The organism is Streptomyces sp. GQFP (assembly GCF_021545335.1).
Classification (GTDB): Bacteria; Actinomycetota; Actinomycetes; order Streptomycetales; family Streptomycetaceae; genus Streptomyces.
Genome location: NZ_CP089312.1, coordinates 5655909 through 5670293, shown reverse-complemented (window position 1 = coordinate 5670293; position 14385 = coordinate 5655909). Strand labels below are relative to the sequence as shown.

Annotated in this window: 15 protein-coding genes and 3 pseudogenes; 11 read left to right on the top strand and 7 right to left on the bottom strand. The window is 69.5% G+C overall.

Annotated features, from left to right (window positions below; genetic code table 11):
* Positions 1 to 9: 9 nt before the first annotated feature.
* Both LUX31_RS25345 and LUX31_RS37970 read left to right on the top strand, forming a co-directional pair.
* A complete protein-coding gene (locus LUX31_RS25345; RefSeq protein ID WP_235477278.1) occupies positions 10 to 2439 on the top strand; it encodes a caspase family protein in 2430 nt (809 codons plus the stop codon).
* Positions 2364 to 4280 (top strand): annotated as a pseudogene (locus LUX31_RS37970) (wHTH domain-containing protein); the annotation flags it as partial. The gene LUX31_RS25345 and the pseudogene LUX31_RS37970, both read left to right, overlap by 76 nt.
* Before the next feature lie 433 nt (positions 4281 to 4713).
* Here LUX31_RS37970 and LUX31_RS25340 read toward each other — a convergent pair.
* A pseudogene (locus tag LUX31_RS25340) lies at positions 4714 to 4854 on the bottom strand (DUF4031 domain-containing protein); the annotation flags it as partial.
* Here LUX31_RS25340 and LUX31_RS37525 point away from each other — a divergent pair.
* The 4 genes from LUX31_RS37525 (at position 4837) to LUX31_RS25325 (ending at position 5902) form a co-directional block, all read left to right on the top strand.
* Positions 4837 to 4968, top strand: coding sequence for a hypothetical protein (locus tag LUX31_RS37525; protein WP_268828198.1), 132 nt, complete (start codon positions 4837 to 4839; stop codon positions 4966 to 4968). The pseudogene LUX31_RS25340 and the gene LUX31_RS37525 overlap by 18 nt on opposite strands.
* A gap of 38 nt (positions 4969 to 5006) precedes the next feature.
* Entirely contained in the window at positions 5007 to 5303 is a 297-nt protein-coding gene (locus LUX31_RS25335; RefSeq protein ID WP_235477276.1) for a hypothetical protein, read from the top strand.
* Positions 5300 to 5599 carry a hypothetical protein gene (locus LUX31_RS25330; RefSeq protein WP_235477275.1) on the top strand — a complete coding sequence of 100 codons (300 nt, stop codon included), beginning with the start codon at positions 5300 to 5302 and terminating at the stop codon, positions 5597 to 5599. Before LUX31_RS25335 ends, LUX31_RS25330 begins: the two co-directional genes overlap by 4 nt.
* 81 nt (positions 5600 to 5680) lie before the next feature.
* Positions 5681 to 5902, top strand: coding sequence for a GNAT family N-acetyltransferase (locus tag LUX31_RS25325; protein ID WP_443046071.1), 222 nt, complete (start codon positions 5681 to 5683; stop codon positions 5900 to 5902).
* On the opposite strand, the gene LUX31_RS25320 is transcribed toward LUX31_RS25325, so the two are convergent.
* Together LUX31_RS25320 and LUX31_RS25315 are read right to left on the bottom strand one after the other, a co-directional pair.
* On the bottom strand, positions 5884 to 6183 hold the full coding sequence (locus LUX31_RS25320; RefSeq protein WP_235477274.1) for a DUF4031 domain-containing protein: 300 nt from the start codon (positions 6181 to 6183) through the stop codon (positions 5884 to 5886). The two genes, LUX31_RS25325 and LUX31_RS25320, sit on opposite strands and share 19 nt — an antisense overlap.
* Complete coding sequence (locus LUX31_RS25315; protein ID WP_235477272.1) at positions 6180 to 6572, bottom strand: hypothetical protein; 393 nt, start codon at positions 6570 to 6572, stop codon at positions 6180 to 6182. The genes LUX31_RS25320 and LUX31_RS25315 overlap by 4 nt, the downstream gene beginning before the upstream one ends.
* Before the next feature lie 56 nt (positions 6573 to 6628).
* Between LUX31_RS25315 and LUX31_RS25310 the strand changes: the two genes are divergently transcribed.
* From LUX31_RS25310 to LUX31_RS25290, 5 genes are all read left to right on the top strand, one after another.
* Positions 6629 to 7597 carry a MurR/RpiR family transcriptional regulator gene (locus LUX31_RS25310; RefSeq protein WP_235477271.1) on the top strand — a complete coding sequence of 323 codons (969 nt, stop codon included), beginning with the start codon at positions 6629 to 6631 and terminating at the stop codon, positions 7595 to 7597.
* Between the two features lie 92 nt (positions 7598 to 7689).
* On the top strand, positions 7690 to 8637 hold the full coding sequence (gene murQ, locus LUX31_RS25305; RefSeq protein WP_235477268.1) for an N-acetylmuramic acid 6-phosphate etherase: 948 nt from the start codon (positions 7690 to 7692) through the stop codon (positions 8635 to 8637).
* Between the two features lie 60 nt (positions 8638 to 8697).
* A complete protein-coding gene (locus LUX31_RS25300; RefSeq protein ID WP_235477266.1) occupies positions 8698 to 9231 on the top strand; it encodes a GNAT family N-acetyltransferase in 534 nt (177 codons plus the stop codon).
* A gap of 124 nt (positions 9232 to 9355) precedes the next feature.
* Positions 9356 to 9946 (top strand): hypothetical protein, encoded by a 591-nt coding sequence (locus LUX31_RS25295; RefSeq protein ID WP_235477264.1) that lies wholly within the window; start codon positions 9356 to 9358, stop codon positions 9944 to 9946.
* Positions 9943 to 10806, top strand: coding sequence for an aldo/keto reductase (locus LUX31_RS25290; RefSeq protein WP_235477263.1), 864 nt, complete (start codon positions 9943 to 9945; stop codon positions 10804 to 10806). The genes LUX31_RS25295 and LUX31_RS25290 overlap by 4 nt, the downstream gene beginning before the upstream one ends.
* A 79-nt stretch (positions 10807 to 10885) precedes the next feature.
* Here the strand turns inward: LUX31_RS25290 and LUX31_RS25285 are convergent.
* The 4 genes and pseudogenes from LUX31_RS25285 to LUX31_RS25270 form a co-directional block, all read right to left on the bottom strand.
* Positions 10886 to 11185, bottom strand: a pseudogene (locus LUX31_RS25285) (MMPL family transporter); the annotation flags it as partial.
* 124 nt (positions 11186 to 11309) lie between these two features.
* Positions 11310 to 11729: a PIN domain nuclease gene (locus LUX31_RS25280; RefSeq protein WP_235477261.1), complete on the bottom strand. Its 420-nt coding sequence runs from the start codon at positions 11727 to 11729 to the stop codon at positions 11310 to 11312.
* Positions 11720 to 11926, bottom strand: a complete 207-nt coding sequence (locus LUX31_RS25275) for a type II toxin-antitoxin system VapB family antitoxin (protein WP_235477259.1) — start codon at positions 11924 to 11926, stop codon at positions 11720 to 11722. The genes LUX31_RS25280 and LUX31_RS25275 overlap by 10 nt, the downstream gene beginning before the upstream one ends.
* A gap of 107 nt (positions 11927 to 12033) precedes the next feature.
* A complete protein-coding gene (locus tag LUX31_RS25270) occupies positions 12034 to 14301 on the bottom strand; it encodes an MMPL family transporter (protein WP_235477257.1) in 2268 nt (755 codons plus the stop codon).
* Positions 14302 to 14385: the final 84 nt, after the last annotated feature.

Below are 14385 nucleotides of genomic sequence, written 5' to 3'. Positions count from 1 at the left end.
GCGCCGCACATGCCACAGCACAAGGCGCTGCTCATAGGGGCCAGTGACTACGACGATCCGAGCATCGGGCCCTTGCCCTTCGTCCGCGACGACCTCCAGCGGCTGCACGACGTCCTGATCGGCCGCGGCTTCGCACAGGCCTACATCCTGGAGAGCAGACGCGGCATCATCACGCAGAACATCGTGCGCGGGGCGGTCGGCCGGTTTCTGCGCGACGCCGGTCGCGGCGACACCCTGCTCATCCTTCTGAGCGGACATGGAGTCCACTTCGAGGGCAAGGACTATCTGGTCCCGGAGGACGCCACGTCCGATGCGCGTCCGTTCACCGACAGCTGCATCGAGATCGGCTGGCACAAGGAGGTCGAGCAGTCCCCCGCGGAGCGCGTCGTTTTCCTGATCGACGCCTGCCGAGAAGGGATGGTGCTGGACAGCAAGTCCATCCCCGGAACCCGGCGCTGGAAGCCCCCTGAGATCATCGGTGCACTGCGCCGCAAGGTCGCGTACGTGCACGCGTGCGCGAAACCCCAGGTCGCCCTGTTCGTGAGGGAAACAGACACACTGCGCGCCGGATTCGACGTCGGGACCCAGCCGGGCGAATCGTTCAGCGTCTTCTCGCGCGCCGTGTCCGATGTCATCGCCGGTGATCCGCACGCTCTGAGGCTGCGAGAGTTCGCCCAGCATGTGCAGCAGCAGGTCAACGACTTCCACAAGGCCTACGGCAAGCCGAACTCCCCGCAGCAGATCATGGTGACTTGTGAAGCGGACGCAGACGGTGGAGACTTCGCGCTGCTGCCGGGCATCGGCCGGCGGACCGAGACACACCCCTGGGTACGCGGGGCTGACAAGCACTCGGTGTGGCTCCGCACTCGGGAGGGGCCCGCGAAGGAAACCCTCCAGCAGATCTGCGGCATGCTGGCCGGCCGGCTGGCCGAGGCGTACGAGACGGCGGCCCGGGCGCTGGGCGAAGACCCGTGGCACGATGCCGAACTCGGCCGGCGCGCGCACGAGCGGCTGGCGTTCCTCACGGGCCGCCTGGCGGACAAGGTACGGCTGTCTCCGACCGAGGCCGCGCTCGCCTTCCTGTTCCCCCTGGTCGCCCAGACTTTCTGGACCCAGGAGGCGGCCCAGCGCATCGGCGTCCTCGCCCCAGGCACGGCGGGGGCGGGGCCCGACCAGGCCCGTTTCCACAAGTTCGCCCAGGGCTTTCCCCGGCTGAAGCGGCGCCTGCTCTCGCTGGAGCAGAAGAAGGCCGCCGACGATCCGGCCGAGCAGGCGAAGGCCGTCAAATCGGCGGAGTACATCCAGTGGTGGCTCTTCCACCGCTGGCTGATTCAGCAGCCGGAGCTGTACACGGCGGAGCGGCTCAAGGCGCTCCTCGGCGACGTGACCTCGGGTGGAGAACATCCGCAGTGGGTCGGCGACGCCCTCTCCGGTGAGCGTCTGATGCGGCTCCTCAAAGCACACCGGACCGCCCCGTTCACCATACGGCGGACCACGACAGCCCCTGTGCCCCACGGTCAGGACGCGTACGAGGAGGACTGCGAGCCCATCGCCGCCGCCACTGGTGACGACCACGAGGTGCGCACACCCCTGGTAACAGCCCTGGTCAAGGCGACGCACGCCATGACCGTGGATCCGGTGGACCTGCCCGAGATCGTCGTGGAACACATCGGCGTCCACGACAGCGTCGACCCGGAAGCACTGCGAGCGACGGTACGCCGGTCCGACTGGCGTGTCTCCGGCCTCGGACGCTCCCTCAACGCCGTGTGCACCCACCCGGCGGTCCAGGTTGCGCTGCGCGAGCACGCAACCCGGGTGGACTTGCTGCTGCGCGACATCAATCGTGGCGACAACCCTGTCCTCGCCCCTCTCGGTACGCTCCCGCCCTACGCGGACGGCAGCCGCGTACGCCTCGACGGCAACACTCCCGACCAGCTCTCCGACGGCATCCGCTTCCAGCTGGCCGAGGACCGTGTCCAGGAACTCCTCATGGGCGAGGAGTTGTACGGCGACAGCGAACTGGCCGTCCGCGAGCTGTACCAGAACGCGTTGGACGCCGTCCGCTACCGGGACCGCCGCACCGAGTACCTGCGGCGCACGGGCCAACCGGTGAAGCCGTGGGAGGGCGGCCGAATCGAGTTCACCCAGGGAGTCCGCTCCGACAACCGCGCGTACCTCCAATGTGTCGACAACGGCATCGGTATGGGCATCACAGAGCTCAGCACCGTCTTCTCCCAGGGGGCACGCGCTTCGTCGACCTCCCCGAGTACATCGAGGAGCAGGCGGCCTGGGCGGAACTGCCCGAACCGAAACTGGAACTCCATCCCAATTCGCGGTTCGGCATCGGGGTGCTCAGCTATTTCATGCTCGCGGACGAAATCGTCGTCGAGACCTGCCGTCTGGGGCGGGACGGGCGGCCCGGCCGGCTGTTGCGGGTGACGATCGCGGGGCCGGGCAACTTCTTCCGGGTGCAGGACCTGGGGCCGGGGGACGCCGCCGGGACGACGATTCAACTGTTGCTCGGTACGGAGCACAGGTCGGTGTCCTGCGTGGACGCGCTGGACAAGGTGCTGTGGGTGGCGCCGTACCGGACCTCGGCCAAGCACGGGGCGCGGCACCGCGAGTGGCCACCGGGAGAGCTCTCTTTCGAGAGTCTCGACCTGCGCAACCCCTACCAGTTCGCGCGCAAGGGCCGCACGCTCTGCGTCCCGTCGGGGGACGCCAATGTGTGGTGGGTCGAGGGCGGCGGAGTCATCCTGGCAGACGGTCTGTACGCGGAGAGCGACGACGGCATCCGGGGCGCCGTCGTCAATCTGCATGGTGAGCACGCGCCGGAGCTGACGGTGGACCGCACCAAGCTGCGCTCCTTCGACAAGGATCACGTAATGGCGCGGCTGACCGCCGTCGTCCCGAGTCTCATTCGCCCCGAGCTCGGGCTGCCCGACGCCGTCTGGCTACAGGGCGCGCAGCACTGGTCCGTGGCCTTCGCGGATTGCGTGGCTGAACACGCGCGCCACACCAACCTTCCCTGGCAACTCACGGCCGAGGTGTCGGCTCCGTTCGGCCAGATAGGTTTCTTTCCGCCCGATGTCGACCTGTTGCCGCTGGTCACCGGCCACTACACGGAGGCCGAGCAGTCACGAGCCGCTTCGTTCTTCGTCACCATGCCGCTGCCTGTACTCCGTTGGCGGCTGCATGCGTTGTACGGCGCCGGGCTGGGCGGCCCCGTCTCGCTGCCGGACGTCGACACGCTCTGCGCCCGTCCCTCGGATCTCGTCCTCCTGTCCACCGAATCCCCACAGCACTTCAGCTGGAGCTTCGGGCTCGGACACTGGCTCAAAGGTCCTCTGGCGACCAAGTACTTCAGCTCGTCCGTCCCGTCCGAGCCACTCGCCAACAGCGGTCTGCTGAGCCTTGCCGCGTTGTATCCCTGGCGGAACCCCACGTTGCCGGTCCCGACAGCGGACGTCTTCCAGCTGAGCGAGGAGGCCGAGCGCCCACCGGCCGAGGTGATGGAGCGGCTTACCGATTTGGGGTACGACACTGACCCCCTGCTGGGCTGCGCGGCGGCGCAGTGTTCCGACCTGCCGCTGCTGCGGCCACTGGGTGATCCGGAGAGCTGGCTGGCTCCCGGCGCGACACTCTCAGCCGCTCAGGTCTGCGTCAGCGCGGCCCAGGCTGCGTGTCCCACGCCTCGGGCCGCGCAGCGACTGGGGGAACTGGGGTTCACGGTCCCCGCGGAATACCCGGTCTGGGAACAGTGGACCGAGGAGGAGCTGAGCGTCGTCAAGAGCCTGTGGACTTCGTACGCGGAGCAGCCCTCGCCCGAAGCCGGGGCACACGTCTGCGCGGCGCAGCTGACGGCTGTGACGTACTCGACGGGCCTCGCCGTGCGGTTCGTCAGGGAGTTGCTCGGACAGCTGGGCTTCGTTCTGTCCGCGGAGGCATCGGCCCTGCCCGAACTGACCGACGACGACCGGGGCCTGCTCACCCAGTCCCCTCGGCCACAGGTGGACAGGGAAGTACCACTCCACCATGTGGCCGCCGCCTCCCGCCGCCTCAACCGTCCCGCCCGCGCTCTCGCGGAGAGACTGCGCGAGCTCGGGTACTCGGTCGCCGAAACACCGGACAACGAACATCTGCCCTCCCGCGAGGAGATCACCTTCCTCAGCGCGAATGCCGAGGTCCCCGACCCGCGCCGACCGGTTCCTCTGAGGCGTGTCGTGGAGCTGGCGACCCACGCGGGCATCTCCCTGGCAGAGGCGGTCTCCCGGCTCAGCACCCTGGGGTACGGATTCACCTTCGAGCCCGCAGCCGTCGCCCGTTTCAGGAAACAGGACGCCGGTGCGCTTACCTTCGTGCCTTACCAAAGTCCCGAAGACTTCGGCCCGGTCACCCCCGCCGCCCTCCACGCCATCGCACACCACATCGGCCAGGGGGACCACACCGCCGATGTCGCCGTCTCACTGACCGAGTTGGGTTTCGACGTCGTACAGCCCTCAGAGGAATGGATGAGGGAACGGGACCTGGAAGATCTCCTGCTGTACGCGCTGCAAAGCCCGGAAGCACGAATCGGCGGAAGCCCTCTTCCCGACGACCCGCCGATCTCGCTGGTCACCCTGGCAGTGGTAGCCATGCGGACGTCCAAGTCCCTCCGTGAAGCAGCCTTGAGAGCCACGGAACTCGGCATCCGCCACGAGGCCGAGACCTGGTTCACTCCCGCTCCGACGGAGCCGGACGACCATTCGGCCGCCGCAACCCCGCCCCAATCAGCAGCCGCACCACCTCGCGGCGGCTGACCTTCACCGCCCCGGCCGCTACCACATCCCCGTACCGATGGGACGAAATGCCGTAACCCTGTCACGGCTGTTCGGCATGCCCCACGGCCAGACGGAAGGGGAGGCAGCGGCCCGCCGCAACATCACGTCCGAGCTGGAACTGCTGACGTCGCGGGCCGGGCCGGAGTAGCGTCATAGGACCGCCCTCCGCAGGAAGGATCACATTCCGTGAGTGAGCAGCCCGTCCAGCCGCAGGCTCCCGTCGAGCCACCCCCCATGCGAACCCTCGGCGAGGTGCGGGCCGCCCTCGGCGCCGGGCTGGGCTTCCCAGGCGACCTCGCACGTCTTGAGGCCGAACTGACCGCGACCCTGAACCGCGTCGAGTTCACGGACCTGCACGAGGTGTCGGAGCTGATCGCGGCCTACCGGGGGCACGTGCTGACCCGCTGTGACCCCGACTTCGAGGCGTCCCTCGCCGAGGGAGTGGAGCTGGCCCGATCGCTCAAGCAGGAAGGACACCGTTGACCGAGTTCGGGGCCATTGTGGAGATCACGCACACGGCCCGCAAACGGCTGGACCTGCTCGGCCACGCCGCCACAGTTGCCGTCGAAGAACTACGCACGGAACTGGAGCGAACGCAGCACCTCGGGCGCCGCGTCCGGATCCTGGACCATGGCGCGGAAGTCTGGGTGACACGGATCGAAGCCCGCGCCGACTGTCCTGCCCTGTCTGTGACCTACGTTCATGTGCCCCAGCCCGAACCCCCGACGGGCGCCATCGTCTCCGTCGTACCGGACGACGCCCGGAGCGAAGATGCCTGACCCCTCTGTCGGCGACAACCCCATACGCATCCACACTCGCCGGCTCACCCTGGAGGTGTCACCCCCGCCGCGGCCGCCGACCTGAGCGCGGGTGGCACCGGCGGCTTCGGCAACGGCTACGCCTCGGAGGCGCTGAGCGTTCTGGCGAAGTGGGCGCTGGCCCGGGACGACGTACGGTCCCTGTTCGCGACCATCGAGCCGAGCAACATCCCGTCCCAGGCGGTGATCGCCCGCGCCGGATTCGTGCGCGTCAGCGAGGAACTCGACGAAGAGGGGCTCCAGGCCTACGAGTTGCGCGGCTGACGCCCCGGACTGTCGGTCCGGCCGGCCCCCTTCCGCCTGCGCAACCCCGCCCCGTGCAGCAGCCGTACGACCTCGCGGCTGCTGACCTCCACCGCCCCGGCCGCCACCACATCCCCGTACCGATGCGACGGAATGTCATAGTGATCGCGCTCGAAGGCCCGCCGAGGCACCCCCAACTCATCGGCGAACGCGTGCAGTTCGTCGTACGAGACGTCGCTCACGAGGTGGGACCAGAGGCGGCCGTGCCCCGGCCAGACCGGCGGGTCTATGTAGACGGTCACGACGAGGCGAACCCATCGTCGGCCCCGCCCGCAGACCCCAGCGAGCCCAGCGCCGCCACCCGCACCCCCGCCTTGTGGCACACCCAGTGCGGGTCGGGGCCCAACTCGGGCTCCACCTCCAGGGCGTGCGGATCGCCTGCGCCGCAGACCGGGCACAGGGGCCAGCGGCCGTAGCTCTCCAGGAGGGCGTCCTGGACGTCCTGGGCGACCAGCCCCGCCACGTACCCGGAACCCTCCGGCCACTGCTCGACCCACCAGCGGCGCTGTACGACCGACTCCTCGACCATCGAGACCACGTCCGCCTCGGCGACCTCGCCCGCGACCAGGTCGGCGAGCACGAGGGCGCGGGCCGAGTGCAGCGCCTGCTCCAAGGGGGTGATGGGGGTCATGCACCCATTGTGCGCACTCTTGACCGTACGCCCGAATGGAAAATATCTTTCATCATGTGACCCAAGACGTGAAGGAAATTTTCGGATCAGCGGCCGCCGTACCCGGTGGGCTCGGTGTCACCCCACCCGCGCCCGCCGCCCTCGCCGCCAAGGTGCGGACGCTGGCGCCCTCGATGACCCGCTCGATGCAGCGCGTCGCCGAGGCGGTCGCCGCCGATCCGGCCGGCTGCGCGGCCCTCACGGTCACCGGCCTCGCCGAACTCACCGGCACCAGCGAGGCGACGGTCGTCCGTACCGCCCGGCTGCTCGGCTACCCCGGGTATCGCGACCTGCGCCTCGCGCTCGCGGGCCTCGCCGCCCAGCAGCAGTCAGGGCGCTCCCCCGCCGTCACCGCCGACATCGCCGTCGACGACCCGCTCGCCGACGTGGTGGCGAAACTGGCGTACGACGAGCAGCAGACCCTCGCCGACACCGCCGCCGGGCTCGATGTCGTCCAGCTGTCGGCCGCCGTCAGCGCGCTCGCCGCCGCCCGTCGCATCGACATCTACGGCGTCGGCGCCTCCGGCCTGGTCGCCCAGGACCTCACCCAGAAACTGCTGCGCATAGGGCTGATAGCGCACGCCCACAGCGACCCGCACCTCGCCGTCACCAACGCCGTGCAGCTGCGCGCGAAGGACGTCGCCATCGCGATCACGCACTCGGGGTCCACGGGTGATGTGATCGAGCCACTCAGGGTTGCGTTCGAGCGAGGGGCCAGCACCGTCGCGATCACCGGACGCCCCGACGGGCCGGTGACCCAGTACGCCGACCACATCCTCACCACCTCCACGGCCCGCGAGAGCGAGCTGCGCCCGGCGGCCATGTCGTCCCGGACCAGCCAACTCCTCGTCGTGGACTGCCTGTTCATAGGTGTGGCGCAGAAGACGTACGAGACCGCCGCGCCCGCCCTCTCGGCCTCCTACGAGGCCCTGGCCCACCGCCACACCCCCCGCAGCAGCAACAGCAACACGACATCTCGCCGATAGCACCGAAGGCCGTTGGACCGAAAGACCGTTGAACCGTTAGACCGTTGAACTGTTAGACCGTTGGACCGTTAGATCGGAAAGAGCTGCACGCAATGACCTCAACCGCTGACGCCTCCTCCAACCATCGCGCCCTGAAAGAGGAGTTGGAGTCGCTGACGACCGAGGCGTTCCGCCCGGAGCTCGCCGAGATCGACCAGTTGCCCACCCTCGACATCGCCCGGCTGATGAACGCCGAGGACACCACCGTCCCGGCCGCCGTCGCCGAACGGATCCCGGAGATCGCCGCCGCGATCGACGCCGTGGCGGCCCGTATGGCACGCGGCGGCCGACTGGTCTACGCGGGCGCGGGGACCCCGGGCCGGCTCGGTGTGCTGGACGCGTCCGAGTGCCCGCCCACCTTCAACACCGACCCCGCGCAGGTCACGGGCGTGATCGCGGGCGGCCCCGAGGCCATGGTCACCTCGGTCGAGGGTGCCGAGGACTCCAAGGAGCTGGCCGCCGGTGACCTCGACGCGCTCGGCGTCACCGCCCTGGACACGGTGGTCGGCGTCTCGGCGTCGGGCCGTACGCCGTACGCGATCGGTGCCGTCGAACACGCCCGCGCGCAGGGCGCGTTGACGATCGGGCTGTCCTGCAACGCGCACAGCGCGCTCGCGGCCGCCGCCGACCACGGCATCGAGATCGTCGTAGGACCCGAGTTGCTCACCGGGTCCACCCGCCTCAAGGCGGGCACGGCACAGAAACTCGTCCTCAACATGCTGTCGACGATCACGATGATCCGGCTCGGCAAGACGTACGGGAATCTGATGGTCGACGTACGGGCGTCGAACGAGAAGCTCCGGGCCCGTTCGCGGCGGATCGTCGCCCTGGCGACCGGGGCGGGCGACGAGGAGATCGAGGCGGCCCTCGCGGCGACGGACGGGGAGACGAAGAACGCGATCCTCGTCGTCCTGGGCGGCGTGGACGGCCCGACGGCGGCCCGGCTCCTCGCGGAGAACGACGGCCACCTGCGCGCGGCCCTGGCAGCGGCACCCCACTGAGGCACTACTGAGGCACTACTGCCGTACTGAGGGGCTCGGCCGTCGGGCAGGATGGGCGCCATGACCGAGATCCACACCCCCCGCCTCCTCCTCCGCCGCTGGACCGACGACGACCTCGTGCCCCTGTCGGAGATCCACGCGGACTCCCAGGTGATGCGCTGGATCGACGACGGCTCGGTGCGCGACCTGGAGTACACGGCCGAGGTGATCGAGCGGTGGGAGGAGGAGTGGGACGAGGAGGGCTTCGGGATCTTCGCCGTCGAACTGCTCGCCTCGGGCGAACTGGCGGGCGCGGTCGGCCTGTCCGTGCCCGAGTTCCTGCCGGAGGTCGCGTCCGACGTGGCGATCAGCTGGCTGCTCGGCTCGCAGTTCTGGGGTCAGGGGTACGCCTCCGAGGCCGCCCACGCGACCCTGGAGTTCGCCCTCCAGGACCGGGGTCTCGACCGGGTGATCAGCATCAGCAGGGCGGGCGACGACGCCTCCGAGAACGTCATCCGCAAGCTGGGCCTGACCGAGGAACGGCAGACGACCCACCCCGTGTACGGCCATCAGCTGATCGTCCACGCGATCGACCTGACGGAGTTCGAGGCGTAGGCCCGCCTCCGTCGGCACAGCCGTACTCGCCCGCGTTGTCAGTGGCGTGTGCGACGGTGGAGACCACTGAGCACTCAGCACACCGCACGCACACGTACGCCTGCCCGCCGAAGGGACGACCACCGTGAACCACGCCCAGCTGACCGCCCTCGGGCGAGCCCTGCGCGTCCTCGGCGAGCACGGGGACGCGCTCGGCTCCGACACCCCCGACGCGAAACTGCAGGAGGTCAAGGCCGACCTGAAGCGGGCCCTGGCGATCCTGGAGGACACGGTGTCCGGGTCGGCGCCCACGACCCGCTGCGGCGAGCATCCGAACGGCCCGATCGACGAGAGCGCGGTCGACCTGTGCCTGCTCTGCGAGACGCGCCGCCGAAGCGCCCGCCGCAGCGAACAGAACGGCGACTACGGGCAGCACCGTCCCACGAACCCGGAATCGGCGACCCCCGAGCGCACGATGTCCCGCTACGGCGTCCGCGCAGACCGCCCCCAGCCCCAGCAGCGCTGGCTCCCCGAGGTCTGGACCGGCCAGGTCTGGCAGCTCTGCGGCACCCCGCGCCGCGACCGCCTGGAGGCCGAGCGCTACCTCTCCGCCGAGCGCCGGGGCGCCCGCCCAGGCATCGCCTACCGCCTGGTCCACGAGTTCACCGACTACGAGGTACTGCGGATCTGGGGTACGCCGGTGAAGGTGGACATCGAGCCGATGGGCAACCTGTGAGCACGTTCAGCACGTTCCGTATCGGCGGAGACCAAGAGGCCAGGGCACTTGAGGTCGGCAGGCTCGGCTTCGGCGCCATGCACCTGCCCGCCGAACCGGCCGCCGCCCGCGCGAACGCCGTCGCGGTGGCCCGGCGGGCGGTCGAACTGGGCGTCACCCTCATCGACACTGCCCACCTCTACGGCGGCGGAGCCAACGAGGAACTCCTCGCCGAGGCCCTGCACCCCTACCCCGACGACCTGCTGATCACCACGAAGGTCGGCTTCACCCGCTCCCAGTCGTCCGGCGAGTGGCGCAACGACGGCCGCCCGGACAGCCTCCGTACGCAGGTCGACGAGGCCCTGCGCCGACTGCGCGTCGAACGCCTCGAACTCCTCCAGCTGCACCGTCTGGACCCGGAGGTCCCGCTCCCCGAACAGCTGGGCGCGCTGCGGGAGTTGCGGGCGGCGGGCAAGGTCGCCCGCATAGGCCTCTCGGAGGTGACGGTCGCGGAACTGGCCGACGCCCGCGAGATCGTCGACATCGCGAGCGTCCAGAACCGGTACAACCTGCTCGACCGCGAGCACGAGCCCGTGCTCAGGGCCTGCGAGGCGGCGGGGATCGCGTTCCTGCCGTGGCGTCCGGTGGCTCGGGGCTCGACGGGCGAACAGGCGACGATCACCGCCATCGCCCACGAACTCGACGCGACCCCCACCCAGATCGCCCTGGCCTGGCTCCTCCACCACTCCCCGGCGATCCTCCCGATCCCTGGCACGGCAAGGATCGCCCACCTGGAGGAGAACGTGGCGGCGGGCCGGGTCGAGCTGACTCCGACACACATGGAGCAGCTGGACGGCCTCGCGGAGAACCCCGAGCCCTGACACCAGAGCCCGGTGGTCTCCCGCGCGGTCCGAGGTCAGGCCCCGTCGAGTTCTTCGCGTACGGAGACTCCGCCTCGGCCCCGGCGTAGCCGAACGAGCGGAGGAAGTACTGCGGGAACACGAGGAGCGCCGCGAGCGCGGCGGCGACGGTCGCGGCGGAGAACGCGACCGTACGGCCCGCGGTGTGCACCGTCCGGCGTACCGCGTCGTCCACGCTCGCCTTCGTCGCGAGCTGCTCACGGAACCGGCTGATCATCAGCAGGGCGTAGTCGATGCCCAGGCCGAGGCCCAGTGCCGTGGTGAGGTTGGTCGCCGAGACGGAGACGTCGGTGATACTCCTGAGGAGCGAGAGCTGGGCGAACGAGCCCAGGATGGCGATGTACGTTCCGGTGTAGGCGTCGACGACGGCGCGGACGTTCTCCTGCTGCTCGGTCTGGCGGACATCGAGCCGATGAGCAACCTGTAGCCCTCTTCGGCAACCTCACTGACCAGAGGAGCCCCGCTCACGGCACGGACCCACGCTCCACCACCCACTCGACGGGCTGCCCGGTGATCTCGGCGATGTGCTCGAAGTCGCCGTCATAGTGCAGCACCGTCACGCCGTGCCGCTCAGCCGTGGCGGCCATCAGCAGGTCCGGGATGGACGCCTCGCGGTGCATACCCTTCTCCGCCAGAAGCCCTTGGACCTCGATGACCCGAGCGCCGATCTCGTCGGTGAGTGGCAGCCACTCGAAACCCTTGCGGACCGACCGCCCCGCCGCGTGCTCTTCCCCGTTACGCGCGCTGAACAGGATCTCCAGGTCGACAACAGCACACGTCGCGAGAAGTCCCCGCTGCACAAGAGGCATCAGCGCAGCCCTGACCGACGGATTTCCGGCACGCACCCACACACTCTTGTCGACGAGAAACCGCTCTACCGCCACGCCTTCGCCATCACTTCCGGATCACCGAGGTCACTGAAGACCCCGCCTTCCAACATGTCCATGAACCGCTGCCGCTTCGCCGCCGCCACGAACTCCGCCAGGGCGCCGTTCACCGTGGCTCGCTTGGTCGTGGTGCCCAGTATTTCCGCGGCCTCGGCAATGAGTGCATCATCAAGGTCGATCATGGTACGTGACATGGCATCCTCCAGACACATTCATACCTCTTGCCAGTATGCATGGATTCCCCCAGTAGTGGTGTCCGAACCACTACTGGGGGACGGCCTCCGGCGTGCGTGGTCCGGGGTCAGACCCCGGTCGAGTTCTTCGCGTACGGAGACTCCGCCTCGGCCCCCGGCGCAGCTACGGAGGCCGCCGCAGGTCCCCCCTCGCTGAGGCCGAACCGCCCATGCACTGTCCGCAGGAAACCGGGCGCGTACCAGGCCGAGCGCCCCAGCAGTCGCATCGCCGCAGGGACAAGAACCCCCCGTACAGCCACAGCGTCGATGAGAATCGCCAGCCCACTCCCCAGACCGAACATCTGCATGAAGCTGATCTTCGACGTGCCGAAGGCGAAGAAGCTCACGGCGAGGAGGCAGGCCGCCGCGGTGACGATACGGCCGGTGTGCCCGAGGCCGTTGGCCACGGCGGACTCGTTGTCCTCGCCCAGGTCGTGGAGTTCCTTGATCCGGCTGGTCACGAACACCTCGTAGTCCATCGACAGACCGAAGGCGATGCAGAACATCAGCACGGTCATCGACACCTCCATCGGCTGCGCCGAGAAGCCGAGCAGCGAGGAGAAGTGCCCGTCCTGGAAGATCCAGGTCATGACGCCGAGGGTCGCGCCCAGGCTGACCACGTTGAGGAGCAGCGCCCGCAGAGGCTGGACCACGCTCCCCGTGAACAGGAAGAGCAGGACGAAGGTGGTGAGCGCGACCAGGGCCACGGCGATCGGGAGCCGGCCGCTGATGGAGTCCTTGGAATCGACCAGTACGGCGTCGACACCGCCCACGAGGGGGTCTGATCCGGCGGGCGGCTCGACGGACCGTGCCTCACGGACCAGGTCCTGCGCCTCGTCCGACCGAGGGACCAGGTCGCTCACGACAGTGATCCGCTGCGCCCCGGGCCGCCCGAGGGCGGAGTTGGGAGAATCGGCGGACCGCTGGCCGTCCACGTAGGTACCGGCACTCGCGTCGACCCGCACCACACCACCCAACCCGGACAGTTCAGCCGCGTACACGCTCAACGGAGCCTGCGCGACCGGCCCGTCGATGACGACATGAAGGGCCGACTCGTCGTTGCCGTTGAAGTTCTCGCGCAGGGCCACGGAGACCTGGCGGCTCTCGGCGCCCGCAGGCAGGACGCGTTCGTCCGGGGTGCCGAAGGTGATCCCCAGCAGCGGGCTCGCCGCGACCAGCAGGACCGCGAGCACGGGCAGCGCGGTGAGCGCGGGCCGCCGCATGACGGTACGGGCCAGCCGTCCCCACATGGAAGTACGGGACGTACGAGCGGTCGCGCGCCCCTGCTTCAACCACGGCAACGGCAGCCGCCCGCTGTTGACCCGGTGCCCCAGGACCACGAACAGCGCCGGCATCACGAACAGGGTGCTGACGGCCGCGACGGCGACGACGCCGACCCCGGCGTAGCCGAACGAGCGGAGGAAGTACTGCGGGAACACCAGGAGCGCGGCGAGGGCAGCGGCCACGGTCGCGGCGGAGAACGCGACCGTACGGCCCGCGGTGTGCACCGTCCGACGTACGGCGTCGTCCACACTCGCCCCCGTCGCGAGCTGCTCCCGGAACCGGCTGATCATCAGCAGGGCGTAGTCGATGCCCAGGCCGAGGCCCAGCGCGGTGGTGAGGTTGGTCGCCGAGACGGAGACGTCGGTGACGCTCCCGAGGAGCGAGAGCTGGGCGAACGAGCCCAGGATGGCGATGACCGCGATGACGAGCGGCAGCAGGGCCGCGACCACACTGCCGAAGACGAACAGGAGCAGTACGAGGGTCAGCGGCACGGCGATGGCCTCGGCGAGGACGAGATCGTCGACGACCTGCTTCGACATGTCACCGCCGACAGCGGCGCCGCCCCCGGCCCGGACAGTGAGCGCGTCCCCGTCCCCGTACGTTCCGGTGTAGGCGTCGATGAGGGCGCGGGCGTTCTCCTGCTGCTGGGTCTCGTCGCCCTTCACATGGGCGAGCACGATGGCCTCGCGGCCGTCCCGGGAGCGGAGATCCGCGATGCCGGTGTCCGTATCCCAGTACGAGACGACGTTCGCGAGGCTCTTCTCCGCTCGCAGGTCGGCCACCAGCTCCTGGCCGCTCCGGGCGGCGGCCGAGGCATCGACACGCCCGTCCGAGGCCCGGACCAGCAGAACCAGGTTCGTCTCGCCGCCGAACTTCTCGTCAATGACCTTCGCGGCCCGGGTCGACTGGGAGGCCGGGTCGTCGAAGCCGCCACCGAGCAGTTTACCGAACGCGCCGGCGCCCAGGACACCCATGAGGGCCGTGGCCACGACGGCGACGACGAGGACCAGCCGGGACCGGCGGATCGCCAGCTCGGCTATGCGGTCGAACATGACCGTTCTCCTTTGACAGGAAGGGAGTTGAGAGCGAGGGAAGGGAGTTGACTGGCGCGCCACGAACGAAGTTAGCGGGAGGCA